Consider the following 25,286-nt stretch of genomic DNA (forward strand, 5'->3'; position numbering starts at 1 on the left):
CAGAGTTTTAGGATAAAATTATCCAGTGTTAACGACAAATAAATGTGAAAAATTTGAGAAAAGTGGAGAAAATATGTCGTTAAATGTCGAAAAATGTGAAATGTTTTGCAGTCAACCGGGCATGAACGGAGTATCATGAAATGTATAAGAAGTTGGGAGCAGATGAATACTATGGTCAGAGTTTGAAACTATACCGCATCTCTCCTAAAAACAATAATCCAGTTGACCTTTAAAACTAATCTTGGAAAGCGGGGCAACCTTTAATGAAAGCTACTGGTATTGTTCGTCGTATTGATGATCTTGGACGCGTGGTCATTCCCAAAGAAATTCGTCGCACGCTGCGTATTCGCGAAGGAGATCCACTTGAAATTTTCGTTGATCGCGACGGTGAAGTCATCCTCAAAAAATATTCGCCTATCGGGGAATTGGGCGATTTCGCCAAGGAATATGCGGAGTCTCTGTACGAAAGCACAGGCCATATTACGATGATTTCCGATCGCGACACCATCATCGCGCTGGCTGGAGGCTCGAAGAAGGAGTTTTTGGACAAGCAGATCGGCATGCTGCTGGAAAACTGTATGGACAACCGCAAGTCGGTGCTGGAGACGAATTCCGGCAATTATGAGATCGTGAAGGATCATCAGGAGACGTTGTCTTCTTTTGTCGCTGCGCCGATTGTATCGGGCGGGGATCCGATTGGAACGGTCGTGCTGTTGAATCGGGATGACAGCGTCAAGATGGGTCAGATGGAAGTGAAAATGGCAGAAACGGCTGCCGGCTTCCTCGGAAAACAAATGGAACAATAATCCGCTCCGGCGGTGCATCGCTCCTGCTCGTGAAGGGCCGCCCCCATGGCGCGCGCACCTTCTGAAGCGGGAGTTTTTTGTTCTCGGCGTTCCGGACGGCCACGCTCTGTCCGCCGCAAAGGTCTATGATATAATACGTGTACATATCAACACGCGCGTAAGAAATCATGGACGCAGCGGCAACCTTTGGATTCGGATGGGCGGGAGACGAGCATGGAGCGTACAACAGGAAGGCAGGTCTTATCCGGCGCTTTGATGCTGGGCGCGGCGGCGGTGTTGTCGAAGATTATCGGCACGCTGCAGAAAATTCCGCTGCAGAACATCGGGGGCGACGGTGTCTTCGGCATCTACAACGCCGTGTATCCCTTCTACGTGCTGCTGGTGGTCGTCGCGTCGGCAGGCATCCCTGTCGCCGTGGCCCGTCTCGTCGCCGAATGCGAAGCGGCGGGGGACGAGCAGGGATCGTCCCGCGTGCTGTACGCCTCCTGCCTCCTGATGAGCTTCACCGGCCTCATCGGCTTCCTCGCCTTGACCTGGGGAGCCGAGACGGTCGCTTCGTGGATCGGCAACCGCCATACCGTCCCGGCGATACGCAGCTCGGCCTACGCGCTGCTCGTCATGCCGCTGGCCGCCGCCCTGCGGGGCTATGACCAGGGACGCGGACGGATGGAATCGACAGCCGTCTCGCAGGTGGCCGAACAGACCGGCCGGGTGGCGGTCATGATCGCGCTCCTGCTTTATTATGTGAGCCGGGAAGCGCCGGAGGAGACCATTGCGGCCGGCGCCACCTTCGGCTCGTTCGCGGGCGGCGTGTGCGGCTTGGCGGCGATGGCTTGCTTCCGGTGGAGGGAGCGGCGTTCGGCCGCTCGGGAAGCCCGGGCCGTATCGGTGCCGTCTGGCCCGAAGGAGGCGGATCTACCCGGCTCGGCGAGGGGAGACTTGTCAGCCCCGGCGTCTTCGCCGACAATCGGCGCCTGGATGCGGCGGCTGGCCTGGACGGCCTTGCCGATCTGCCTCGGCGCGATCGTGATGCCGGCCGTGAACGTCGTCGATGTGTTCACGGTGCCGCGCCTGCTGGCGCAGCGGGGGCTCGGCGAGGCCGGAGCGCTGGCGGAGTTCGGCGTCTACAGCCGCGCCTTCCCCCTGGTCCAGCTCGTGACGATGGTCGCCAGCTCGCTCGCGGTCGGCCTCGTGCCGGCCGTGGCCGCTGCCGCGCGCCGCGATGCGGCCCAACTGCGGGAGCTGCTGGCGTCCGCGCTGCGCTGGACCTGGCTGATCGGCTGGGCCGCGGCGGCGGGGCTCATCGCCCTGGCCGAGCCGATCAATGTGGCGCTCTACACCGATGCCGCCGGGATGGCGGCCTTCGTGTGGATCGCGTCCACGGCGGTCAGCGGCGTGCTGCAGGCCGTGACCGCCGCGCTGCTGCAGGGCATGGGGGCCGTGCGCGCCCCCGCCCTGATTCTGCTGTTCGCCGCCGGCGTGAAGGCGGCGCTCAATCTGTGGCTGGTCCCGGCCTATGGCATCGCCGGGGCAGCCATAAGCGCGGCCGCCTCGCTCGCGCTCGCTGCGGCGCTGAATGCGGCCGCGCTGAAACGCGCCAGCGGCGTCCGCTTCGCCGCCTGGGGCGCCCGGAGCGCGCGGCTGGCGCTGGCGCTCGCCGCCATGGCCGCGGCGGCGCGCCTGGCCGCGCTTGTCCCGGCAGCGCTCGGCCTGGGCGGCCGCACAGGCGCCCTGCTCGCGGTCGCCGCCGGCGTGCCGCTCGGTGCGCTCGTCTTCGCCGGGCTGGCGCTGCGGCTCGGCCTCGTGCGGCCGCAGGAGCTGGCGGGCCTGCCGCGCATCGGCCCGGCACTGGCCCGGATCGCGGCCAAGATCGCGCCGCGGCACAGGTAACGTACGGTTCTCCCCGGAGAGAACCTCGACACGAAGGAGGCATTCCCATGTCAGGAACAATCACGGTCGTCGGGCTCGGCTCCGGCGACGCCGGACAGCTGACGCTGGACGTATGGAACCGGCTCCGCCGGGCGGAGCGCCTGTATGTGCGCACGGAGCGCCATCCGGTGATGTCGCTGCTGCAGGAGGAAGGGACGGCATACCGTTCCTTCGACGAGGTGTACGAAGCGAAGGACGATTTCCCGGCGGTATACGAGGAGATTGCCCGGGCGTTAATCGCGGCGGCGCAGGACGGCGGTACGGTCGTCTACGCGGTGCCGGGCCATCCGATGGTGGCGGAGGCCACCGTGAAGCTGCTGGCCGAGCGCTGTCCGGCTGAAGGCATCCGGCTGGAGATCCGGGGCGGCGAGAGCTTCCTCGATCAGGCCTTCATCCGGCTCGGCTTCGATCCGATTGAAGGGTTCCAGCTGCTGGACGCGAGCGGACTGAAGCGCTCCATGATCAATCCCCGGTTGCACACCGTTATCGGACAAGTGTATGATACGTTTACAGCTTCCGAAGTGAAGCTGGGCTTGATGGAAGTATATCCGGACGATTACGAGGTCATCGCCGCTCATGCGCTCGGCGTTGAGGGGCAGGAGGAGATCCATCGCGTGCCGCTGTACGAGCTCGATCGGCTGGAGGGCTACGGCAACCTGTCGCTCATCTACGTGCCGCGTTCGGAGGCGGACGAGGTGCTGAACGGCACGTTCGACAAGCTGCACGAGATCGTGGCGACGCTGCGCAGTCCCGAAGGCTGTCCGTGGGATCGGGAGCAGACGCATCAGTCGATTCGCAAGAACTTCATCGAAGAGACCTATGAGGTGCTGGAAACGATCGACGATGACGATCCCGTCGGCATGCAGGAGGAGCTGGGCGACGTGCTGCTCCAGATTATGCTGCATGCCCAGATGGAGGAAGAGACGGGAACCTTCTCGGCATATGATGTCATTCGGGGCCTGAACGAGAAGCTCATCTTCCGCCATCCTCATGTGTTCGGGGACAAGGCGGCCGCCGATTCGGAATCGGCGCTCCGCAATTGGGAGCAGATGAAGGCCGAGGAGAAGCGGCGCAAGGGACGCGACGCGGAACGCAAGTCCATATTGGACGGGGTGCCGCGGGATTTGCCGGCGCTGATGAAGGCCCGCGAGCTGCAGCACAAAGCGGCCAAAGTCGGCTTCGACTGGGATCGGATCGAGGATGTACTTGACAAACTGGCCGAAGAATTGCAAGAATTGCGAGAGGCGATCAGCTTGGCAGAGACGGCGAAGGGCGGGGAGAAGCACCGCGCGCATGCCGTAGAGGAGCTGGGAGACGTGCTGTTCGCGGCAGTAAATGCGGCAAGATTTCTGGGAGCCGACCCGGAAGAAGCGTTGACGGGGACGAACCGCAAATTTATTCGCCGTTTTCAATATATTGAGGAACAGCTTCGTATAAACGGCAAATCTTTTGACCAGACTGATTTACTAGAAATGGAGAAGTGGTGGCAGGAAGCGAAGCAGCTGAAGCCTTGACCGGAGCGGTCAGCGGCCTGATATCCCCTATTTTCGTCAAAATATGAAAAAGTGCCGTAACCGGGGAGGATTTTACTCGCAAAGCAAGAATACATACATTCGAGAATACAACATGGATTGTATTTTGCGACTCCGGCATCAGCCCGCGAGCCAACACACTCTATTGAATGACTAATAGGATTGGGAGGCCAATAAACATGAACAAAACAGATTTGATCAACAACATCTCGGAGAAAAGCGGATTGACCAAAAAAGACGTAGAAGCGGTATTGAACGGCTTCTTCGGTGAAGTTACGGATGCATTGTCCAAAGGCGACAAAGTGCAACTGATTGGATTCGGCACATTCGAGACTCGCAAGCGCGCAGGCCGCACGGGCCGCAACCCGCAAACCGGCAACACGATCGAAATTCCGGAATCCACGGTTCCGGCGTTCAAAGCGGGCAACAAGCTTAAAGAAGCTGTAAAATAATGCGTCTCGACAAGTTCCTGAAGGTTTCGCGGCTCATTAAGCGGCGCACCGTAGCCAAAGATGTGTCCGAACAGGGACGCGTCATATTGAACGGCCGCGAGGCGAAGCCGAGCACGACCGTCAAGGTGGGAGACGAGATTACGGTTCAGTTCGGGCAGAAGCTCGTCACGGTCCGGATCGAGCGTCTCCAGGAGACGACGAAGAAGGAAGAAGCAGCCGGCATGTACACGCTGCTGAAGGAAGAGCCTATTCCGCGATCGAAGGATCTGGAATGGTAATCGCCATGAATCCATCAAGAACGGCCCTTTCCCGATAACGGGGGAGGGCCTTTCTTGTGCCTGCCGGGAGGAGATCTCCGGTTGCAGCAGGGGCTTCGAACGCGGCGGTGCAGGGAAAATAAGCCTTTGAATCTCTTCCCCCCGTTCCCTATAATAGACGTATAACCAAATACATTCCGCCGGCATTCCCGGCGGGAGAGGTTCGCAATCTCCCTCTATAAAAAACTAAGGCTGACAGCATCCGTACGGGTATGGCTTTCCCTTGGTGTTGTCTTTTTTTGTGCTTATGGAGGCGGGGGAAGCGGCGTATGCCGGATCGACCCCTGCTTCGAATGGACCGATGCACATGCCTTCGTCTTGTTCTGTAGAGGAATAAGAAGGGATGGACACAGGATGAATGATGCAATGAACCGTAAGGAAGCAGCCGCAGATCGGGCGGCAGGAGCAGCCGTCCAGGGCAAGCCGCAGGAGAAGGCGGTCGTCGTCTTCAGCGGCGGGCAGGACAGCACGACCTGCCTGTTCTGGGCGCTGGAGCGCTTCGATGCCGTCGAGACGGTGACGTTCGACTATGGACAGCGCCACCGCAGCGAGCTGGAGCATGCGAAGCGGATTGCAGCCAAGCTGCAGGTGCCGAACCGCGTGCTTGATATGTCGCTGCTCAATCAACTGGCGCCGAACGCGCTCACCCGGGCCGATATCGACATCGCCCAGGAGGAGGGCGAACTGCCGAACACGTTCGTCGAGGGGCGCAACCTGCTCTTCTTCTCGTTCGCCGCGATCTATGCGAAGCAGATCGGCGCCCGGCATATCGTGACGGGCGTCTGCGAGACGGACTTCAGCGGCTATCCCGATTGCCGGGACGTATTTGTCAAATCGCTGAACGTCACGCTCAATCTGGCGATGGACTACGGCTTCGTCCTTCATACGCCGCTTATGTGGCTGAACAAGGCTGAGACCTGGCGCTTGGCGGACGAACTGGGGGCGTTCGAATTCGTGCGCACGGAGACGGTAACCTGCTATAACGGGCTGCCGGGCGACGGCTGCGGCGAATGCCCGTCTTGCAAGCTGCGGCGCGCGGGACTGGAGAGCTATCTCGCGGAGAGAGCGCAGAAGGCGGGGGCCGGGGCATGAGCAGACCGGGCCCGTTCCGCATCGTAGAGAAGCTGCAGCAATACGGAACCGATATATCCCGCGAGTCGCTGCGCTACCACAAGCGCCGCGTGCTCGTCAGCAAGGAATTCACCTTCGACGCGGCGCATCATCTGCACGCCTACGAAGGCAAATGCAAAAATCTGCACGGCCATACGTACAAGGCTGTGTTCGGCCTAAGCGGCTATACGAACGACATTGGCATCGCCCTTGATTTCGGAGACATTAAGGAGATCTGGAAGGAGCGGATCGAACCGTATCTCGATCACCGTTATTTGAACGAGACGCTCCCCCCGATGAATACGACGGCGGAGAATATGGTCGTCTGGCTATATGAGCAGATGAGCGCCGCGCTGGCGGAGGAGCCGTACCGCACCCGCTGCGAAGGCGGGCGAGTGGAGTTCATCCGTCTCTACGAGACGCCGACCAGCTATGCCGAGGCGAGACGGGAGTGGATGGAGCGATGACGATACCGGTGCTGGAACTGTTCGGGCCGACCGTGCAGGGCGAAGGGATGCTTGTCGGCCGGAAGACAATGTTCGTGCGCACGGCAGGCTGCGACTACCGCTGCTCCTGGTGCGATTCCGCCTTCACGTGGGACGGATCGGCGAAGGAGGAGATTCGCAGCCTGACGGCGGAAGACATCCTGCGGGAGCTGAACGCGCTCGCCGCCGGCCGCTTCGATCATGTCACAATCTCGGGCGGCAATCCCGCCCTGATCCCCGGCATCAGCGGGCTTGTGCGCCTGCTCGGAGAGCATGGCATTCGCACCGCGGTGGAGACGCAAGGCTCGCGGTGGCAGGAATGGCTGCTGGACATCGATGACGTCACGCTGTCGCCGAAGCCGCCCAGCTCCGGCATGAGCACCGATGAAGCGCGGCTCGATCAGATGGTGAGCCAGCTGTGGGAACGCCCGGATCGGAAGGGGCTGTGCCTGAAGATTGTCGTCTTCGACGATCGGGATCTCGCGTATGCCATTCGCATGCATGAGCGTTACCCGGACATTCCGTTCGTCCTCCAGACGGGGAATGACGATGTGCGGAGCGCGGATGATCACGAGCTGATCCGGAAGCTGCTCGGCCGGTATGAATGGCTGATCGAGCAGGTCGCCGCCGATCCGCGCCTGAACCGGGTGCGGGTGCTGCCGCAGCTGCATACGCTCGTATGGGGCAACAAGCGCGGCGTATGACAGAAGGCCGGCCTGTCATCAGGCCGCTTGTATGGGAAGCCGCCCCGGTGCGGAACCGGGGAAGCTTTTGAATTCGACACGAATAACCGATATAGAAGGGGAGGCAATCACATGGCAGGCAGGAACGAAGCCGAATTGCAGCTGAAGCATCTCGGAGGGAAGACGGAATACGCGACCGACTACGCGCCTCATGTATTGGAGGCGTTCGACAATAAGCATCCGAACCGCGATTATTTCGTCAAATTCAACTGTCCGGAGTTCACCAGCCTCTGTCCGATGACGGGGCAGCCGGACTTCGCGACCATGTATATCAGCTATATTCCGGACCGGAAGTGCGTCGAGAGCAAGTCGCTGAAGCTCTATATGTTCAGCTTCCGCAATCATGGCGATTTCCACGAGGATTGCGTCAATATCATTATGAATGATCTGATCGGGCTGCTCGATCCGAAATATATCGAAGTATGGGGCAAGTTCACGCCGCGCGGCGGCATTTCTATCGATCCGTATTGCAATTACGGCCGTCCGGGCACGAAATACGAGGAGATGGCGGCTTATCGCCTGATGAATCATGATTTATACCCGGAGACGGTCGACAACCGGTAAGAGAGAATTGTTGGAAGCGTGGCCGCGTTGAAGTTCTATTCTGGCATTCCCTTCATAAGCTAGTGTTGAGAAGGAGGTACATGCCATGATGGAATTGAACAAGCCAACGGCCAAGCGCCAGGAGATTAAGATGGTCAACCGCAAGCTGCTGGAGATTAGCGGGGTAAGCAAAGTAGAGAGCTTCGACAGCGAGGAGTTCCTGCTGGATACCGAATGCGGATTTCTGACCATACGCGGCCACAATCTTCATATCAAAAACTTGAGCCTCGAACAAGGACAAGTCGCCATTGAAGGCACGGTCAACTCCCTGACCTATCTGGATGCGAGCTCGCACGATAAATCCAAAGGCTTTTTCGGGAAGTTATTCAAGTGAGTCTGTACGTACAATGGACGACCGTGCTGCTCATGATGCTGAGCGGCTTGGCGCTCGGTGTCGTATTTGACGGCTACCGCGTCGTAGCGGGGCAATTCCGTTTCCCTCGGTGGACGGTTCCGCTGCTGGATTTGATGTATTGGCTGGCTGCGACGCTGTTCGTGTTTCAGATGCTCGTGAAGGGCAATCAGGGAGAGCTTCGATTTTACGTCTTTCTTGGCTTGGCCGCCGGGGCGTGGTTGTATGTTATCCTTCTCAGCAAGGTCACGGTCGCGATCGTAACGTGGCTCGTGCGGGCCATATTGGCCATCTCCCGGTTCATCCGCCGATGCCTGTATGTTCTGCTCGTGCTGCCGCTCAAGGGCTTATGGATCTTTACAAAAGGTCTAGGTGCGTTTTTGCTGACGGCGGCTATGTTCATCGGAAAAATTGTGCTACAATGTGTTAAGCCGCTATGGTTGCTGGTCCGCTGGATTTTCCGGCCGCTCATTCTTCCGATCTGGGAACGGCTGGGCATAACGGAACGGCTCCACCGGATCAAGCAGAAGGTATTTTCTGGTGTGCGTCGAATGAATCAATGGGTGGCAGCGGGAAGAGCGAAGGCGGCTCGTCTGCTGCGCCTGTTTCATCATAAGAAGTAACGGGTAATTCCTTTATCTGACTCTATCGAAACTGGGGGTGTGCGTATGTCTGCGTCCCGGACACCGGACCGTACTCGTGAGAACAAAATGGCAGGAGCCAAGCGAAGATTGCGATTGTGGATGGGGTTTATGGTGGTGTTTGCGGGGTGGGGCTTATATACGTACATCGACCAGGCTGCTACCATTGAGGGGCTCAAAGCCGATTATCAGGTGCAGGAGAAGAAGAAGACGGCTGCCGAAAAGACGCGGAACGAGGTTCAGCAGGAAGTCGATCGCCTGAATACGACCGAATATATTCTTCAGATTGCGAGAAGTAAAGGGATGCTGCTTCCGGACGAAGTCCTTATCCGCAAGCACGAGGAATAGGCGCCATATCGGGACAACCGTCGGTTGACCACTTGGTGCGGTTACAGTATAATCACGACATAAGCATTGCTTTCGGTAACGAAGCGGTGTGCCGTTTAACATTTTAAGGGAGGAACATTTTATTCTATGACAATCGAAGTGGGCACCAAGTTACAAGGCAAGGTGACAGGCATTACGCATTTTGGAGCGTTCGTTGATCTGTCGGGAGGTGTCACGGGACTGGTTCACATCTCTGAAATTGCCGATAACTATGTCAAGGACGTGAATGACCATTTGAAGATTGACGATATCGTCACGGTCAAAGTAATTAACGTCGACAAGGACGGCAAGATTGGCTTGTCTATCAAGCAGACAGTGGATAAGCCAGCATCGGAGCAGAGACCGCCAAGAGGACCTCGTCAAGACCGTCCGAACCGAGACGGGGGAGGAAGAGGCGGCTTTGGTAACCGCGACCGGGGTGGCCGCAAGCCTAATTTCGCTTCTTTTGAGGATAAAATGTCGCGCTTCCTTAAAGATAGTGAAGAGCGCATCTCGTCTTTGAAAAAGAACACGGAATCCAAGCGCGGAGGCCGTGGCGCACGCCGCATGTAATAGATGACGAAGGAACGAAGCCGCAGACCGGGCACCCGGTATTGCGGCTTTTTTGCTGTGTATGTGGCCTTGGCCGGTGCTGGTGCCGGGAGGTTCTGATCGGGCTCGGGCCAAGCCTGCAAATCTGCAGCATTTTCTCTCGATTCATGCCCTGTGAGCTAGAATTGCTGCAAATATACATCTTTTTGCCCCTCTTTAGGGGCTTTAAGCTCGGAATGGAAGAAATTGATGCATTATTGCAGGAATCCACTTTTCAACAACTGCCTGCAATCGAATTCCTGCATCTCTGCAGCAATCAGGAGAGGATGAACAGGAAACGGCTTCTTTCCAGGCCGGTGTCGGCCCACTCAATGGCCTCTGCCCACCAAGCTCTGCACCAGCTTCCACGCCGGTTTCTGGCCTCCTACTTGTGCCTCCGCCAGCTTCCACGCCGGTTTCTGGCCTCCTACTTGTGCCTCCGCCAGCTTCCACGCCGGTTTTCTGGCGCCTCCGCCGCCTTCCCAACGGCTTCCGCCCTGCCGTCCCCGCCCCCAGCAGTCTCCACATTGTGACGGAATGGCAGATTCATCGCATTGATTTTACTGCCGCCACTATTTTTGTCACCCGTACGAAGGGTTACGACATGTTCTTACGCTATTCCGTATCCTTTCCCCTTATTTCTGAACGGCGGCAAGTGCAGAACTGCAAAAAAATGACATTCACCTGCTTGCCCTCATGCCGGCTAACACCGGGCGAGCCCTTGTGCGCGCAGGCTTGTCCGTTTTCTCGCGCCCGACTCAACTGGTGTCGGAAACTTTTTTGGACGGGCCTCCTTTTTCTGACAAACTATTTCCAGCTCCTTCTCTATAATGAGAGGCACACATTTCAGAGAATAGGTGGTGCTTGGCATGAGTAAGACAAAGGTGATTCCGTTTCCGAAGAAAGGCTGGCAGAGCGGGGGGCAAGGAGAGGGCGAGTGGAGCCTCCCACATAACAAATGGCGGCTGGAACGATTCAAGCGGGTACTTGGCACGCGGAAATGGACCTTCATGTTTGTGCTTATCGGTTTTTTGCTGGGACGGGCCATGATCTTGAATGAGTTGTTTCCGTTCGCCGCCGCGTTTTTTGCGGTCGTCTATTTTACGCGCCGCGAGCTGGCAACCTGGGTAGGGACGGCGCTGCTGGCCGGAAGCTTGTTCGCGCCGGAGCAGATCTCGCTCATGATGGGCATGCAGCTGCTGCTTATCGTACTGATGCACCGCGGCTTGAAAGCGTATGAACGGACCGATATGAACATGGCGCCGATCATCGTGTTCGCCGCTACGCTGCTCGTCAAGCTGTTCGTGACCTTTATGTCGACGGCCCTGACCTGGTACGCCCTCGTGATGGATATGACGGATGCTGTGCTCGGTCTCGTCCTGACCCTCGTGTTTATACAAGCATTGCCCGTTCTGACGATGAGTAAACGCAATTATACGCTGCGGGTGGAGGAAATGATCTGCCTGATGATTCTTCTGGCCTCCATTATGACCGGCGCTGTCGGCTGGACCGTCGAGTCGCTGCAGCTCGATCATATTATTTCTCGCTATTTCGTGCTGCTGTTCGCCCTGGTCGGCGGAGCACCGCTTGGCGCCTCGGTCGGCGTCGTGCTCGGCTTGATACTCGGCTTGGCCGAGCCGAATTCGCTGACGCAGATGAGCGTGCTGGCGTTTGCCGGCTTGCTGGCCGGTCTGCTGAAGGACGGCAAGCGCTGGGCGGTTGCCTTCGGCATGCTGCTCGGGACGGCGATTCTATCCGTCTATCTCGGGCCTCCTTCGGAGGTGATGGCTTCGACCTGGGAGACGATTGCCGCGGCAGCGCTATTCTTGCTCACTCCTAAATCGATATGCGCCACCTTGGCCAAATATGTGCCGGGAACGAACGAGCATACGAAATCGCAGCATGAATATGCGAAGCGGATGCGCGACATGACGGCGGAACGGGTTACCCAGTTCTCGGAGGTGTTCCGGCAGCTGTCGAGCAGCTTCAAGCAGACTGCCCAGACGGGCGAGCCTCCGACGGTGGGAGAGGAGCGCAATCGGATGATCGAATCCGTGACGGCCGCTACCTGTCTCGGCTGCCCGCGGCAGCAGGCCTGCTGGAACCATAAGTCGCTCCAGACGATGACGATGATGAATCAGATGATGAGCAAGGTCGAACAGGATACCGAGATCGTCTCCTACAAGGAGAAGCAGCTGCCTCAGACGTGGAGGAGCCACTGCATGAAGGCGCCGAAGGTGCTCGCTCTGATGAGGGAGCATATGATCCGGCGGGCGCTGGACGAGCATTGGCAGAAGCAGATTTTGGACAGCCGCCACTTCGTTGCCGATCAACTGGCCGGCGTGTCGCAGGTGATGGATGATCTGGCCCGGGAGATTCGGCGCGAAGGACGGGAGCTGTTCATGCAGGAGGAGCAGATTCGGCAGGCGATGGAGGATCTCGGGCTGTCCGTGCACCGCGTTGATATTTTATCGCTCGATGCGGGACGGATCGAGATCGAGATGATTCATTCCTTCACCGACGGCTATGACGAATGCCGCAAGCTCATTGCGCCGCTGCTGTCGGATATATTGGGCGAGCATATCGCCGTCAGAGAGGAGAGGTTAACCGGAACCGAAGGGCATGGCATGGTCACCTTCGTCTCGGCGAAGGCATTCGAGGTGGAGACCGGCATGGCCGGGGCTGCCAAAGGAGGGGATATGCTGTCGGGAGACAGCTTCAGCACGCTGGAGCTCGGCAGCGGGAAGTATGCGGTCGCCTTGAGCGACGGGATGGGCAATGGCGAGCGGGCCCGCATGGAGAGCAGCACCGCGTTGAAGCTGCTGTCCCAGTTCCTGCAATCGGGTATTGACGAGAAGCTGGCGATCCAATCCGTCAATTCGGTGCTGACGCTGCGGTCGCCGGACGAGATCTACGCGACGGTCGATATGGCGATCATTGATCTGTATTCCGCGAAGACGACGTTCATGAAGAGCGGCTCCACGCCCAGCTTCATCAAGAGCGGGAAGGACGTCCGCTTAGTATCGGGCAGCAACTTGCCGATAGGTATTATACAGGATATTGATTTCGAGCTGATTGATTCGGCTTTGCAGCCGGGAGATATCTTGATTATGATGACGGACGGCATCTTCGATGCTCCCGGGCCGGCAGTCAATAAGGAGATGTGGATGAAGCGGCTCATCAGCGAGCTGGAGACCGACGATCCGCAGGAGATTGCCGATCTTCTCCTGGAGACCGTCATCCGTCATGCCAGCGGTCATATCGATGACGACATGACCGTCGTCGTGACGCGCGTTGCCCGCCATCAGCCGCAATGGGCCACGCTGCACTGGAATGGGCATGACCGTATGGAGCGGCCGCTGACGGTCAGCTAATCTCTCGGCCGCGGCTTCCTGACTTGCCGCCCCCGTATGGCCAGCGGGGTGTAAACTCTCTTTTCCTTGGAAATACTAGGAGAGGTAGTTCAAAAATTCCGCTTCGCTTCGAGTTCTTGCAATCTTCTCGGTGCTGAAAACCGGTCTTTTTGAACTCGCACTCGTACTAGATTCGGTGAAGAGAGGATGTGCGGAAATCAAGATGAAGCAAATTCTATTGATAACCGACGGCTGCTCCAATGTTGGCGTTCAGCCTGCCATTGCTGCTGCAGAAGCGCTGGAGCGGGGCATCTCGGTTAACGTTGTCGGCATTGTGGATTACGGAACGATAGGTGAGCTTGGAGCGCGGGAGATTGACGAGATTGCCCGTGCCGGAGGAGGGATAAGCCGCATCGTCCAGTCGCACCAGCTGTCGCAGACGGTGCAGATGATGACGCGCAAGACCGTTGTGCAGACGATTCATCAGGCAGTGAACAAGGAGCTGCGTCAAATTTTCGGAGCCGAGCAGAACGTCGAATTCGAGACCCTTCCGCCGGAGCAGCGTTCGGAAGTGGTACGCGTCATGGACGAACTGAGCGAGAACTCGCCGCTGCGCGTCGCCCTGCTCATCGATGCGAGCGCGAGCATGAAGCCGAAGCTCCCGGCAGTAGAGGAGGCGATACGGGATCTGATGCTGAGCCTGCAGGCCAGAGCGGGCAAAAGCGAGTTGAGCGTGTTCCATTTCCCGGGACCTTACGGCGGAGAAGAAGCCGTGATGGATATGGAGTGGACCGACGATATCAGCCGCGCGAAGCGCTTGTTCCAGCGGTTGAACATGCGGGGAACGACACCGACGGGACCTGCCCTCTTGAAAGTGATCGACTATTATCAATATGATGGAGGCAAGGCGAATCAGGAACGCGACCTGACGTCGTACGCCTCAGATGGAACAGGAACGGATGGGATGTGGAGTGACTACATCGTGTAACATGGAGAACGAGCAACATCATGCGCAGGCAGCGGCGCTTCGTGTCGAAGCGGGAACCGTGCTGCAGGGAGTGTGGAACGGACGTGTCTACCGAATTGAGCGACGGCTTGGCCGCGGGGCCAACGGAGTCGTGTATTTGGTGACTCATCTGCCGCCTGCAGCGCAGCCGCGCGGAGGACGGACCGCTGCCTATGCGCTTAAGATGGGGATGAATTCGGTCGATCTCCAGTCCGAGATTAACGCGCTGCGGGCATGGGAGAAGGGACGCCAGGCGGAGGCGGGGCGCACGGGCCATGCACGGCCATTTCTCGTCGATAACGATGATTGCGATCTGCACGGCAAGCGCATCCCGTTCTATGTGATGAGATATGTGCCGGGGGTGAGTCTGCGCAAGTTCATTTATAAGCATGGGCCGGAATGGTATGGCGTCGTCGGAGGGCGCTTGCTGGAGAAGCTCAGGCAACTGCACCGGCAGGGGCTTGTCTTCGGCGATCTGAAGGCGGAGAACGTGCTGGTGAATGATAAGGGAGAGGTTGAGTTGATCGATTACGGCGGACTGACCTCTACGGGGAAAAGCGTAAAGCAATTCACGGAATTGTATGACCGGGGGTATTGGCACGCCGGATCGCGCACGGCCGACTTCGGGTATGATCTGTTCTCCTTCGCGGTCATGACGATTCAGATGATGGCCGAGCGGGAGCTTCGGGAACGGATCAAGACAACGCTCCCGCAGACGCGCGACATCAAGGATCTAATCGACATCGCCCGGAACCATCCCCGGGTGCAGCCGTATGAGCCATGGCTGGCGCCGGCCTTGCGCGGGGAATTCGCCTCCCCGGAGGAGGCATGCCGTCTGTGGCATGAACGGACCCGGAAGCTGCATCGCTCCGGCAAACCGCTGAACCGCCCTACGCCGCTGTGGCTGAAGTGGTTTTTTGCCGTGTCTGTGCTGCTGTTGGCGGTGAGCATCGCTTATTGGGCATGGGGTTTCGATTAATGGGACATATTGTGTTATATTGAATTTATACATATTACTTACGTTGATCACGCAGGTCTCCTTCATACATAAGGAATCAGAGCCCCGGACACGGCATGTTCGGGGAAGAGGAGTCTGCGGCACAGGACATAATGGAAGGAATCGGGGATGGACATGACGGCACCGGGCAGGCATGCGGACAATGACAGCGAATATGCGTGGCGGCAATGGACGGAGAAGCTGCGGGACACCGTAGAGCGGCACCGGCTGTGGAACGATGGCGACCGCATCGTGATCGCGGTCTCGGGCGGACCAGACTCCATGCTGCTGCTGCATGCCATCGCTGCCCTGACCGGACATCGTCCGGGAAGCGGACAGATCATCATCGCCCATGTGCACCATGGCTTCCGCCCGCAGGAGTCGGACGAAGAAGCGCGGTTCGTCGAGCGGGAAGCGGAGCGGCTCGGGATAAGAGTGGCGATGAAGCGTGTGGACGCTCCGGGCTGGGCGGCGGAGCATAAGATGAATGCGCAAGCGGCTGCGAGGCAGCTCCGCTATGACTTCCTGAAGGAAGTCGCCGCTCGCGAGCAGGCGCCGATCATCGCATTGGCGCATCATGCCGATGATCAGGCAGAGACGGTGCTGATGCGGCTGCTGCGCGGAACCGGCAGCACGGGGCTGTCGGGGATGGCCTGGAAGCGGGAGGCGGACGGCTTCTCCTTCGTCCGGCCGCTGCTGGGCGTCCGCAAGGCGGAATTGCTGGAGTGGTGCCGCCTGCGCGGTATCGCCTACGTCACGGACAGCAGCAATGCCAAGACGGATTACTTGCGCAATCGGGTCCGGCTGGACGTTATGCCGCAGTTGGAGCAGGAGAACCCGGGCCTGGTCGCTTCCCTGTGCCGCACGGCCGATGTGCTGCGGGAAGAGAATGATTGGATAGAGGAGCAGGCGCGGCAGTTGTTTCAATGCGTGGTGAAGACGGTAAAGGATGGAGAAGACGTTCCCATGGAATCATCGCCGCCGGACGGCGTCGTTCTTGATCGAAGGGCGCTTCTTCAAGCACATGTCGCTTTACAACGCAGGTTGATTAAACTAATATTAAACTATCTCACGCGGGAAGCGGAACAAGCTGATTTCGACACGGTTGAGGCGCTGCGGAATGCGGCGATCCGGGAACAGCCATCCACGTGGAAGACGGATGCGGTCCCCGGAGTCGAGTTCCGGAGAGAATACGACCGCTTGCTATGGCTGCGCCAACCCATCGGTCAGGCGAAGAACGGGCCGGATATGCTGGATCTGACGATAGATCGTACATATGAATCGGGCTGTCTCCCGATACCGTCGAATGGCAGTACGCTGCATTGGGTTATCGAGTGTGATAGCGGCTCTTCCATCACGCAGGAAGCGGCGCATCAAGCCGCATCCGGAAGAAGGCGGGTCCCCTCGGGACAGGCGGAGGCGCTGTTCGATGCAGAGCAATTGTGTTGGCCGCTGCGTGTCCGATACCGCCGCGACGGCGATCGAATGCGCATTTTAGGGTTAAATGGCAGCAAAAAGGTGCAAGATATGTTCGTCGACGCCAAAATCGCGCCCTCGCTTCGCGGTACCGTCCCCATCGTGGCGGATGCCAACGGGCAGATCTTGTGGGTGCCGGGCGTGCGGCGTTCGGATGCCGCTCTGGTCGGGCCCTCTACAGACCGTGTCCTGCGGCTGGAGCTGGAAGGCGGTGCGCATATTCCGGCGCAGCAGCAGCGATCATGCTCCACCCAACCTAACCGCATGATGTAATCACGTTCATGTTAAGTTTTAAGTATTCACTCTAGGAGGGGCCCATCATTGTATAACGACATTGAAAAGGTAATTATCAGCGAGGAGCAAATTCAGGCGAAAGTCCAGGAGCTGGGTGCTCAGATCAGCCGCGAGTATGAAGGGAAATGCCCGCTGGTCATCTGTGTCCTGAAAGGCGCATTCGTCTTCATGGCGGATCTGGTCAAGCGAATTACCGTACCGTTGGAATTGGACTTTATGGCGGTATCCAGCTATGGAGCTTCCACGAAGTCTTCCGGTGTCGTCCGGATTATCAAAGATTTGGATGTATCCGTGGAAGGCCGGGATGTGCTCATTGTTGAAGATATTATAGATACCGGCTTGACGCTCAGCTACTTGATTGAAGTGCTTCAAGGCCGCAAGGCGAATTCCATTCGCCTCGTGACGCTGTTCGATAAGCCGGCGCGCCGCACCGTTAATCTGGAAGCGGACTACAAAGGATTCGTGCTTCCCGACGAATTCATCGTTGGCTATGGCTTGGATTATGCCGAACGTTACCGCAACCTTCCATATATAGGCGTGTTGAAGCCGAACATCTACTCGAATGAAGCCAAGTAAGATACACGCCTTACACGCTTGCTGGTCAAGTTGTGATGGCATTACGTGCTATGATACAATAATTTCGTGTCCTTGAGAGGAGGTTGGGGATGAATCGGTTCATCAAGAATTCTGGTTTTTATCTGATTCTTTTTTTGGTCGTGGTGGGATTTGTCCAGTTCATCGGCAGCGGCAATGAAGCCACGGACACACCGAGTTATGACCAGTTCCGCAAAGAGCTTTCGGCTAACAATATAGAAGAAATGACGGTTCAATATGAAGGTCGGGCTTATTTGGTCATCGGGAAATATCATAAGATTCCAGAAGGGGCGAAATCCCAGCAGTTCGTAACGTATATTCCGGATAGCAATCCGGCCGTCGAAGAGTTAATGAACGCAGGGGATAATCAGCAATCACTTAAGATTATTTGGAAAAAGATGGAGGAACAAAGCCTCTGGCTAACGTTTCTGACGTCGATTATTCCATTTATCATCATGTTCATCCTGTTCTTCTTCTTCTTTAATCAAGCGCAGGGCGGCGGCGGCAAGGTAATGAACTTCGGCAAGAGCCGCGCACGCTTGTATAATGAAGAGAAGAAGCGCGTTACCTTTGAAGACGTCGCGGGTGCGGATGAAGAGAAGCAAGAGCTGGTGGAGGTTGTCGAGTTCCTGAAGGATCCGCGCAAGTTCGCAGCCCTTGGCGCGCGCATTCCGAAGGGCGTGCTGCTGAACGGCCCTCCGGGTACCGGTAAGACGTTGCTGGCCCGTGCCGTTGCAGGGGAAGCTGGCGTTCCGTTCTTCAGCATCTCCGGTTCCGACTTCGTCGAAATGTTCGTCGGTGTCGGTGCATCGCGGGTCCGTGACCTGTTCGAGAATGCAAAGAAGAATGCGCCATGTATCATTTTCATTGACGAGATCGATGCTGTCGGCCGTCAACGGGGCGCCGGTCTGGGCGGCGGCCATGACGAACGGGAGCAGACGCTCAACCAGTTGCTGGTCGAGATGGATGGCTTCGGTGCTAACGAAGGCATCATCATTATCGCTGCGACGAACCGTCCGGATATTCTGGACCCGGCATTGCTCCGTCCTGGACGCTTTGACCGTCAGATTACGGTCGATCGCCCGGATGTGAAGGGCCGCGAGGCGGTGCTGAAGGTGCACGCCCGCAATAAGCCGTTGAACAAGAACGTTAACCTCGATACAATCGCCAAGCGGACGACCGGCTTCACGGGCGCCGACTTGGAGAACTTGCTGAATGAAGCGGCGCTGCTCGCAGCCCGCAAAAACCATAAAGACATTACGATGACGGACGTTGACGAGGCGATTGACCGCGTCATCGTCGGAACGGAGAAGCGCAGCCGCATGATCAGCGATCGCGAGAAACGGATTGTTGCTTTCCATGAAGCCGGGCATACGATTATCGGCTACTTCCTGGAGCATGCGGATATGGTCCACAAGGTGACCATCATTCCGCGCGGCCGTGCCGGCGGTTATGTCATCATGCTGCCGAAGGAAGACCGCATGCTGGTGACGAAGCAGGAATTGCTGGACAAAGTCACGGGATTGCTCGGGGGCCGTGTCGCCGAAGAACTGTTCATCGGCGAGATTGGCACCGGCGCATACAGCGACTTCCAGCAGGCGACCCGCATCGTGCGCAGTATGATTATGGAATACGGCATGAGCGAGAAGCTCGGACCGATGCAGTTCGGCAATCGTCAAGGAGAAGTGTTCCTGGGCCGCGACCTCGGTCACGAACAGAACTACTCCGATGCCATTGCCTACGAGATCGACCAAGAGATGCAGCGCATCATGAATGAATGCTATGAGCGCGCGAAGAAGCTCTTGACCGAGCGGTCCCGCGAAGTAAGCTTGATCGCGAATACGCTTCTCGAGGTCGAGACCTTGGAACTCGAGCAGATCAAGCAGCTTATCGAGGAAGGCAAGCTGAGCGAAAGAACACCTGCATCCCCGGATGAGCCTGAAGCGGGCACGCCGGTTATCGAGACGACGGGCGATGTGAAGGTGAATCTGGTAGGCAAGCCGGAGAAGCTTGGGCCGACCCAATGGGATGGTTCTCCATCCGGCCCGCCGGAAGGGGATACTCCGAACGGCTCTTCGCCTGCTGACATTCGCGGTGACTCCACCGAGCAGCCGAAGGCGGAACCGACATCCGAGGAGCCGTCGGCGCCTGCGGAGAAAAATGAGTCGCCAAATGACAAGAAAGACGAACAATAACCGCAATTACTTGGGCCGCCCTCCGGGCGTTTGCAAGAGCGTACCTTCCGGTACGCTCTTTTTTACGGCGATTGGGCCCGAATTCCGAATTGACACAGCGGGTCGGGGTGTGTAAATTATAGGTTAACGACAAGGCCAAGGAGTGGATGGAGGGTGACATTGGAAGCACTGGCGTTGGCACGGAAGGAAGAGCAGAAGCAGGAGCTCCGTGAACGGCTGATGCAGTTGAAGAAAGAGCGTAACGCCATCATTTTAGCTCATTATTATCAGCGGGATGAGATTCAGGAAGTCGCCGATTTCAGGGGGGATTCCTTCTTGCTGGCGCAGAAGGCCGCGGAGACCGACGCAGAAGTTATCGTTTTTTGCGGTGTCCACTTCATGGGGGAGAGCGCCAAAATCTTGGCTCCGAACAAAACGGTCATCATCCCCGATGAGCGGGCAGGCTGCCCGATGGCCGACATGGTCAATGTCGACGGGCTACGGAGGCTGAAGGCGGAGCATCCGAATGCCAAAGTCGTTACCTATATCAATTCCTCTGCGGAGATTAAGGCAGAGACCGATATTTGCTGCACTTCCTCCAATGCGGTGAAGGTCATCGCTTCGCTGGATGCGGAAGAGATCATCTGGGTTCCCGACAAGAACCTGGGCCATTATGTAGAGCAGCAGACCGGTCGACCTTTAATTAAATGGGAAGGCTACTGCAATACGCATGATATGCTCACGGTGAAGGATGTTATGGAGATGAAGGCGAAGTATCCGGGCGCGCCGTTCGTCGTGCATCCGGAATGCCGCCCGGAAGTCGTGGCCATGGGCGATTTCGTAGGCAGCACGACTGCCATTATCGATTATTGCAAACGGTCGGATGCGACCGATATTATTGTAGGGACAGAGGACGGCACCGGGTATCAGCTGCGGAACGACAGCCCGGAGAAGCGATTCCACTTCGCCACGAAGTATCTCGTCTGTCCGAACATGAAGGTAAATAATCTCAAAAAACTCGTGAAATGCCTCGAAACGATGCAGCCGCAGATTTATGTGCCGCCGCAGGTTGCCGAGAAAGCACGGTTATCTTTGGAGCGCATGTTACAAGTCAAGTAGAGTAGCATGCGCTACTCTTCTGTTCAAATAGAACAAAGCATAAGATTCCACATATGAGGTTGTGAACACAGTGGCGAATTGGATTCCCCGTTACTTGATAGATTTTGCACTCGAAGATCTGGAGCATGTTCAGACTGACGTCATTGTGATTGGCGCCGGTATTGCCGGCCTCTATACCGCTATCCAGGCAAGCCGGGAGCAGCGGGTGCTGATGATAACGAAGAAGTCGCTGTTCGACAGCAATACGCGCTATGCGCAGGGCGGGATTGCGGCCGTGTTCGCGGACGATGATTCCCCGGCCTACCATCGCCAGGATACATTGATTGCCGGGGCTGGCCTGTGCGTCCCGGAGGCGGTCGATGTGCTTGTCCACGAAGGTCCGGCCGGCGTCCAGGAGTTGATGCGGATGGGGGCATCCTTCGATGAAGAGAACGGCGCCATTGCCTTGACACGGGAAGGGGCGCACAGCCATCGCCGCATTCTGCATGCGAACGGCGATGCCACCGGCTATGAGATTGTGCGCGCCTTGGCGGATCGTGTCCAGCAGCTGGAGCAGGTCACGATCTGGGACGATCATTTCGTTATCGATCTCGTTACCGATGACGGCGAATGCTGCGGCGCGATTGTCCAGCGGGCGGATGGCAAGCGCGTCTTCGTCAGCGGCAAGGCTACGGTCATCTGCTCCGGCGGAACCGGGCAGCTGTACCGCTATACGACGAACCCGGAGGTCGCCACGGGCGACGGCATCGCTATGGCGTATCGCGCGGGGGCTTATATTCAGGATATGGAGTTCATTCAATTCCATCCGACCGTGCTCAGCTACCCGGGGGCGCCGCGCTTCCTCATCTCGGAGGCGGTGCGGGGAGAAGGGGCCTGCCTGCGCAATATCCGGGGAGAGCGCTTCATGGAGAAATATCATCCCCAACTGGAGCTTGCTCCCCGCGACGTGGTAGCCCGGGCGATCCTCAGCGAGATGGAAGCGACCAAGTCAACCTTCGTCTACCTGGATATTACGCATGAGACGGAGGCCATGGTTAAGCATCGCTTCCCGACGATATACGACACCTGCTTGCAATACGGTCTTGATCTGACCAGCGACTGGATCCCGGTGTCGCCGGCTGCTCATTACATGATGGGCGGGATCAAGACGGATTTGTGGGGAGAGACCAATATCCGCCGTCTGTTCGCCTGCGGCGAAGTGTCTTCGACCGGCGTGCACGGCGCGAATCGTCTGGCCAGCAACTCATTATCGGAAGCGATCGTGTACGGCAAGCGGATCGTGGATCGGATTGCGGGACTTGAACCGCGGGCGGAGGCTTGTCCGCATGCCGCGTATCAGCGCGAACATCATGAGCCATGCATCCAGCCGATGGTGGAGCGCCGGCTGAAGCTGCAGAAGGTGATGGTCCGTTATGTCGGGCTGCGCCGCCATGCGGACGGCCTGATGAAGGGCTTAGGCGAGTTGAAGCGCCAGGCGGCCGTATTCGATATGCGGCTGTCGAAGCGGGAGGAGTATGAATTCGCCAATATGCTGGTCTGCGCCATGCTGGTCGCCGAGTCCGCCTTGTGGCGGGAAGAGAGCCGCGGCGCTCATGCACGGGAAGATTTCCCCGAGCGGGATGACGAGACATGGTGCAAGCATACCCTGCTGCATCGTGAATATGGAATTACGGAGGAGCGAGTGAGCATTGTGTAGCTTGGAACGATTGGCTCTGCGCCGACAGTTGGAAGCGTGGTTGCAAGAAGATATAGGAACGGGCGACGTCACGACAGCCTACACCATTCCGGCCGGACACCAGTCCCGCGGCATCATTCATGCGAAGGAAGACGGCATGATTGCAGGACTTCCGGTAGCCGAAGCTGTATTCGAGATTGTGGATCCCTCGCTGCGGTTCACGGCTCAGGTCGAAGACGGAGCCGTTGTTGCCCGCGGCACCGTCCTGGCGGAAGTGGAAGGCAGCACGCACAGTATTTTGTGCGGGGAACGGCTCGCCTTGAACCTGCTGCAGCGCCTGTCCGGGATTGCGACGAAGACGAACAAGTTCGTTCAAGCCATTGAGGGACTGAATACGAAGCTGGTCGATACCCGCAAGACGACCCCGGGCCACCGCGCACTGGAAAAATATGCGGTTCGTGTCGGCGGGGGGAGCAATCACCGCTTCGGCCTGTATGATGCCGTCATGATCAAGGACAACCACATCAAGGGCGCCGGCGGGATCGAGGCGGCGGTAAGCCGGGCACGCGCCAACATTCCGTATACGATGAACATTGAGGTCGAAGCCGAATCGATCGAGCAAGTGAAGGAAGCGCTGCAGGCGGGGGCGGACATTATTATGCTGGACAATATGGATACGGCACGGATGCGCGAGGCGGTCGGCCTCATCCGGGAAGCCGCACCGCATATCCTCATCGAAGCGTCGGGAGGCGTCACTCTGGATACGATTCGGGACAAGGCGCTGACTGGCGTCGACGTCGTGTCTGTCGGTGCGTTGACCTACTCCTTTCACGCCCTGGACATCAGCCTCGACTTGAATGAAAAGAAAGAAGGTTAGGCCGTGATACTCGTTATCGATATAGGGAACACCAACATTGTCCTGGGTGTGTACGAGGGAGACAAGCTGCTTCATAACTGGCGCTTGTCGACGAGCCGGCAGTCGACGACAGATGAATATGGCGTCATGATATATAATCTGTTCACGATGACCAAGCTATCGGTTAAGGATATCGAAGGCGTCATTCTTTCTTCCGTCGTCCCGCCGATTATGCATACGATGGAGATGCTGTGCAAGAAATATTTGAACAAGGCGCCGCTCATTGTGGGACCCGGCGTCAAGACCGGACTCAATATTCGCATCGAGAACCCGCGCGAGGTGGGGGCGGACCGGATCGTGAATGCGGTGGCGGCGATCGAGTTGTATGGCGGGCTGAAGCCGCTTGTCGTCGTTGACTTCGGGACGGCGACGACATTTGATGTCATCGACGTTAAGGGCAACTATATTGGAGGCGCGATCGTGCCGGGCATCGGCATATCTACCGAAGCGCTGTATCAGCGGGCGGCGAAGCTGCCGCGGATTGAATTGACGAAGCCTAAGTCGGTGATTGGGCGCAATACGGTTCACTCCATGCAGGCCGGCATTATTTTCGGCTACGCCGGTCAGGTGGACGGCATCGTGGACCGTATAACCAACGAGGTTGGAGCCGAACCTACCGTTATCGCCACCGGCGGCATGGCGGAGCTCATTGCGAGCGAATCGCGGACGATTGATACGACGAACCCGTTATTGACGCTGGAAGGCTTGCGCCTTATTTATAATCGGAACAAATTGTAACCCTTTGACGGTCTATCCCGTCGTAGAATAAGAACAGTACAGGAGGCTCCCATGAACGATATGTTAGGACAGCAACCCGAAGAGAGGGAGAATATGCAGGACATGCTGATTCGCGGCACCGGATTGGGCGGCAAGGTCCGCATCTTTGCGGTACGCACGACCGGGCTGGTCAATGAATTGCAGCGGCGCCACGGCACCTACCCGACGGCGACGGCTGCGCTCGGACGCACGGTTACCGCTGCCGCCATGATGGGCGCCATGCTCAAAGGCGATGAGAAATTGACCGTTCAGGTCAAGGGCGACGGACCTATCGGGCAGATTGTCGCCGATGCGAACGCTCACGGTGAGGTGCGCGGCTATGTTACGCATCCGCAGGTGCATCTGGCCAGCAATGCTCAAGGCAAGCTGGATGTGGCAGGCGCGGTCGGACGCAGCGGCTTCATCCATGTCATCAAGGATCTTGGCCTGAAGGAGCCGTATCGCGGCAGCTCCCCGATCATCTCGGGAGAATTGGCCGAGGACTTCACGTATTACTTCGCCACCTCCGAGCAGACCCCGTCTGCCGTAGGCCTCGGGGTCCTGGTGGACGTCGATAATTCCGTCCTGCATGCGGGAGGCTTCATTGTACAATTGCTGCCTGGACTGACCGATGAACAGATCAATCAGATCGAGCATTCGCTCAGCGTGCTCCCTCCCGTTACCGCCCTGCTGGATCAAGGCATGGAATTGGATGAACTGGTGACTTGGATTATCAGTGACGCTAACGTTATGGAACGGATGCCGATCCGCTTCCAATGCCAATGCTCCCGGGAACGGGTGGAGCGGACATTGATTAGTGTAGGCAAGGGCGAATTGACGGCGATGATTGAAGAGGATGGCCAGGCGGAGGTCGTCTGTCATTTTTGCAACGAGAAGTATTCATTTGGAAGAGAAGAACTGGAACAACTGCGTGATCAGGCGCAGCAAGCCTAGCCGGACAAGTCGCAATGGATGAGCACGGGCCGGAGGCGAGCCCCG

Annotated in this window: 24 protein-coding genes and 1 riboswitch; all 24 genes read left to right on the forward strand. The window is 57.7% G+C overall.

The window, feature by feature from the left end; translation table 11 throughout:
• The first annotated feature begins 263 nt into the window (after window positions 1-263).
• The 24 genes from spoVT to hslO all read left to right on the forward strand — a co-directional run bounded on the left by spoVT (window position 264) and on the right by hslO (window position 25,241).
• Complete coding sequence (gene spoVT, locus NNL35_RS02835; RefSeq protein ID WP_006678215.1) at window positions 264-806, forward strand: stage V sporulation protein T; 543 nt, start codon at window positions 264-266, stop codon at window positions 804-806.
• A 213-nt stretch (window positions 807-1,019) separates the two neighbouring features.
• Window positions 1,020-2,696: a putative polysaccharide biosynthesis protein gene (locus NNL35_RS02840; protein ID WP_254552917.1), complete on the forward strand. Its 1,677-nt coding sequence runs from the start codon at window positions 1,020-1,022 to the stop codon at window positions 2,694-2,696.
• Window positions 2,697-2,743: 47 nt separating this feature from the next.
• Complete coding sequence (gene yabN, locus NNL35_RS02845) at window positions 2,744-4,249, forward strand: bifunctional methyltransferase/pyrophosphohydrolase YabN (protein WP_006679525.1); 1,506 nt, start codon at window positions 2,744-2,746, stop codon at window positions 4,247-4,249.
• Between the two features lie 197 nt (window positions 4,250-4,446).
• On the forward strand, window positions 4,447-4,719 hold the full coding sequence (locus NNL35_RS02850; RefSeq protein WP_006679526.1) for an HU family DNA-binding protein: 273 nt from the start codon (window positions 4,447-4,449) through the stop codon (window positions 4,717-4,719).
• Window positions 4,719-4,997: an RNA-binding S4 domain-containing protein gene (locus NNL35_RS02855; RefSeq protein ID WP_006679527.1), complete on the forward strand. Its 279-nt coding sequence runs from the start codon at window positions 4,719-4,721 to the stop codon at window positions 4,995-4,997. Before NNL35_RS02850 ends, NNL35_RS02855 begins: the two co-directional genes overlap by 1 nt.
• 191 nt (window positions 4,998-5,188) lie before the next feature.
• Window positions 5,189-5,232, forward strand: a riboswitch (PreQ1 riboswitch).
• A 170-nt stretch (window positions 5,233-5,402) separates the two neighbouring features.
• Complete coding sequence (queC, locus tag NNL35_RS02860; protein ID WP_006679528.1) at window positions 5,403-6,128, forward strand: 7-cyano-7-deazaguanine synthase QueC; 726 nt, start codon at window positions 5,403-5,405, stop codon at window positions 6,126-6,128.
• On the forward strand, window positions 6,125-6,613 hold the full coding sequence (queD, locus tag NNL35_RS02865) for a 6-carboxytetrahydropterin synthase QueD (protein WP_006679529.1): 489 nt from the start codon (window positions 6,125-6,127) through the stop codon (window positions 6,611-6,613). The genes queC and queD overlap by 4 nt, the downstream gene beginning before the upstream one ends.
• The gene (gene queE / locus NNL35_RS02870) at window positions 6,610-7,335 is read left to right on the forward strand and encodes a 7-carboxy-7-deazaguanine synthase QueE (protein WP_006679530.1); all 726 of its coding nucleotides are present in this window, start codon (window positions 6,610-6,612) and stop codon (window positions 7,333-7,335) included. Before queD ends, queE begins: the two co-directional genes overlap by 4 nt.
• 111 nt (window positions 7,336-7,446) lie before the next feature.
• A complete protein-coding gene (gene queF / locus NNL35_RS02875) occupies window positions 7,447-7,938 on the forward strand; it encodes a preQ(1) synthase (RefSeq protein WP_006679531.1) in 492 nt (163 codons plus the stop codon).
• An 85-nt stretch (window positions 7,939-8,023) separates the two neighbouring features.
• On the forward strand, window positions 8,024-8,311 hold the full coding sequence (gene yabP / locus NNL35_RS02880; protein WP_006679532.1) for a sporulation protein YabP: 288 nt from the start codon (window positions 8,024-8,026) through the stop codon (window positions 8,309-8,311).
• Window positions 8,308-8,952: a spore cortex biosynthesis protein YabQ gene (yabQ, locus tag NNL35_RS02885; RefSeq protein ID WP_006679533.1), complete on the forward strand. Its 645-nt coding sequence runs from the start codon at window positions 8,308-8,310 to the stop codon at window positions 8,950-8,952. Before yabP ends, yabQ begins: the two co-directional genes overlap by 4 nt.
• Before the next feature lie 45 nt (window positions 8,953-8,997).
• Window positions 8,998-9,318: an FtsB family cell division protein gene (locus tag NNL35_RS02890; RefSeq protein WP_238535459.1), complete on the forward strand. Its 321-nt coding sequence runs from the start codon at window positions 8,998-9,000 to the stop codon at window positions 9,316-9,318.
• A 126-nt stretch (window positions 9,319-9,444) separates the two neighbouring features.
• On the forward strand, window positions 9,445-9,909 hold the full coding sequence (locus NNL35_RS02895) for a S1 domain-containing RNA-binding protein (protein ID WP_006285932.1): 465 nt from the start codon (window positions 9,445-9,447) through the stop codon (window positions 9,907-9,909).
• Between the two features lie 887 nt (window positions 9,910-10,796).
• Entirely contained in the window at window positions 10,797-13,301 is a 2,505-nt protein-coding gene (gene spoIIE / locus NNL35_RS02900; protein WP_006678277.1) for a stage II sporulation protein E, read from the forward strand.
• A gap of 202 nt (window positions 13,302-13,503) precedes the next feature.
• Complete coding sequence (locus NNL35_RS02905) at window positions 13,504-14,268, forward strand: vWA domain-containing protein (protein ID WP_006678276.1); 765 nt, start codon at window positions 13,504-13,506, stop codon at window positions 14,266-14,268.
• Window position 14,269: 1 nt separating this feature from the next.
• The gene (locus tag NNL35_RS02910) at window positions 14,270-15,265 is read left to right on the forward strand and encodes a protein kinase domain-containing protein (protein ID WP_006678275.1); all 996 of its coding nucleotides are present in this window, start codon (window positions 14,270-14,272) and stop codon (window positions 15,263-15,265) included.
• 153 nt (window positions 15,266-15,418) lie between these two features.
• Complete coding sequence (gene tilS, locus NNL35_RS02915; protein WP_100226402.1) at window positions 15,419-17,032, forward strand: tRNA lysidine(34) synthetase TilS; 1,614 nt, start codon at window positions 15,419-15,421, stop codon at window positions 17,030-17,032.
• A 48-nt stretch (window positions 17,033-17,080) separates the two neighbouring features.
• Entirely contained in the window at window positions 17,081-17,629 is a 549-nt protein-coding gene (gene hpt, locus NNL35_RS02920; protein WP_006678273.1) for a hypoxanthine phosphoribosyltransferase, read from the forward strand.
• 89 nt (window positions 17,630-17,718) lie between these two features.
• Window positions 17,719-19,842: an ATP-dependent zinc metalloprotease FtsH gene (gene ftsH, locus NNL35_RS02925; RefSeq protein WP_006678272.1), complete on the forward strand. Its 2,124-nt coding sequence runs from the start codon at window positions 17,719-17,721 to the stop codon at window positions 19,840-19,842.
• A gap of 159 nt (window positions 19,843-20,001) precedes the next feature.
• Entirely contained in the window at window positions 20,002-20,940 is a 939-nt protein-coding gene (gene nadA / locus NNL35_RS02930) for a quinolinate synthase NadA (protein ID WP_040732460.1), read from the forward strand.
• 70 nt (window positions 20,941-21,010) lie between these two features.
• Window positions 21,011-22,636: an L-aspartate oxidase gene (gene nadB / locus NNL35_RS02935; RefSeq protein ID WP_006678270.1), complete on the forward strand. Its 1,626-nt coding sequence runs from the start codon at window positions 21,011-21,013 to the stop codon at window positions 22,634-22,636.
• A gap of 1 nt (window position 22,637) precedes the next feature.
• The gene (gene nadC, locus NNL35_RS02940) at window positions 22,638-23,492 is read left to right on the forward strand and encodes a carboxylating nicotinate-nucleotide diphosphorylase (protein ID WP_006678269.1); all 855 of its coding nucleotides are present in this window, start codon (window positions 22,638-22,640) and stop codon (window positions 23,490-23,492) included.
• Between the two features lie 3 nt (window positions 23,493-23,495).
• Complete coding sequence (locus NNL35_RS02945; protein WP_006678267.1) at window positions 23,496-24,269, forward strand: type III pantothenate kinase; 774 nt, start codon at window positions 23,496-23,498, stop codon at window positions 24,267-24,269.
• Between the two features lie 51 nt (window positions 24,270-24,320).
• Complete coding sequence (gene hslO, locus NNL35_RS02950) at window positions 24,321-25,241, forward strand: Hsp33 family molecular chaperone HslO (RefSeq protein ID WP_006678266.1); 921 nt, start codon at window positions 24,321-24,323, stop codon at window positions 25,239-25,241.
• Window positions 25,242-25,286 lie beyond the last annotated feature (45 nt).

This window comes from Paenibacillus dendritiformis, from assembly GCF_945605565.1.
GTDB lineage: Bacteria > Bacillota > Bacilli > Paenibacillales > Paenibacillaceae > Paenibacillus_B > Paenibacillus_B dendritiformis_A.

Bases quoted from the DNA above. Each gene is read 5' to 3' on its own strand.
- yabN (WP_006679525.1), top strand. From the start codon at position 2,744: ATGTCAGGAACAATCACGGTCGTCGGGCTCGGCTCCGGCGACGCCGGA.
- spoVT (WP_006678215.1), top strand. From the start codon at position 264: ATGAAAGCTACTGGTATTGTTCGTCGTATTGATGATCTTGGACGCGTG.
- yabP (WP_006679532.1), top strand. From the start codon at position 8,024: ATGATGGAATTGAACAAGCCAACGGCCAAGCGCCAGGAGATTAAGATG.
- spoIIE (WP_006678277.1), top strand. From the start codon at position 10,797: ATGAGTAAGACAAAGGTGATTCCGTTTCCGAAGAAAGGCTGGCAGAGC.
- queF (WP_006679531.1), top strand. From the start codon at position 7,447: ATGGCAGGCAGGAACGAAGCCGAATTGCAGCTGAAGCATCTCGGAGGG.
- NNL35_RS02895 (WP_006285932.1), top strand. From the start codon at position 9,445: ATGACAATCGAAGTGGGCACCAAGTTACAAGGCAAGGTGACAGGCATT.
- hslO (WP_006678266.1), top strand. From the start codon at position 24,321: ATGAACGATATGTTAGGACAGCAACCCGAAGAGAGGGAGAATATGCAG.
- NNL35_RS02910 (WP_006678275.1), top strand. From the start codon at position 14,270: ATGGAGAACGAGCAACATCATGCGCAGGCAGCGGCGCTTCGTGTCGAA.
- queC (WP_006679528.1), top strand. From the start codon at position 5,403: ATGAACCGTAAGGAAGCAGCCGCAGATCGGGCGGCAGGAGCAGCCGTC.
- NNL35_RS02840 (WP_254552917.1), top strand. From the start codon at position 1,020: ATGGAGCGTACAACAGGAAGGCAGGTCTTATCCGGCGCTTTGATGCTG.
- NNL35_RS02850 (WP_006679526.1), top strand. From the start codon at position 4,447: ATGAACAAAACAGATTTGATCAACAACATCTCGGAGAAAAGCGGATTG.
- queD (WP_006679529.1), top strand. From the start codon at position 6,125: ATGAGCAGACCGGGCCCGTTCCGCATCGTAGAGAAGCTGCAGCAATAC.
- tilS (WP_100226402.1), top strand. From the start codon at position 15,419: ATGACGGCACCGGGCAGGCATGCGGACAATGACAGCGAATATGCGTGG.
- NNL35_RS02905 (WP_006678276.1), top strand. From the start codon at position 13,504: ATGAAGCAAATTCTATTGATAACCGACGGCTGCTCCAATGTTGGCGTT.
- queE (WP_006679530.1), top strand. From the start codon at position 6,610: ATGACGATACCGGTGCTGGAACTGTTCGGGCCGACCGTGCAGGGCGAA.
- ftsH (WP_006678272.1), top strand. From the start codon at position 17,719: ATGAATCGGTTCATCAAGAATTCTGGTTTTTATCTGATTCTTTTTTTG.
- NNL35_RS02890 (WP_238535459.1), top strand. From the start codon at position 8,998: ATGTCTGCGTCCCGGACACCGGACCGTACTCGTGAGAACAAAATGGCA.
- NNL35_RS02855 (WP_006679527.1), top strand. From the start codon at position 4,719: ATGCGTCTCGACAAGTTCCTGAAGGTTTCGCGGCTCATTAAGCGGCGC.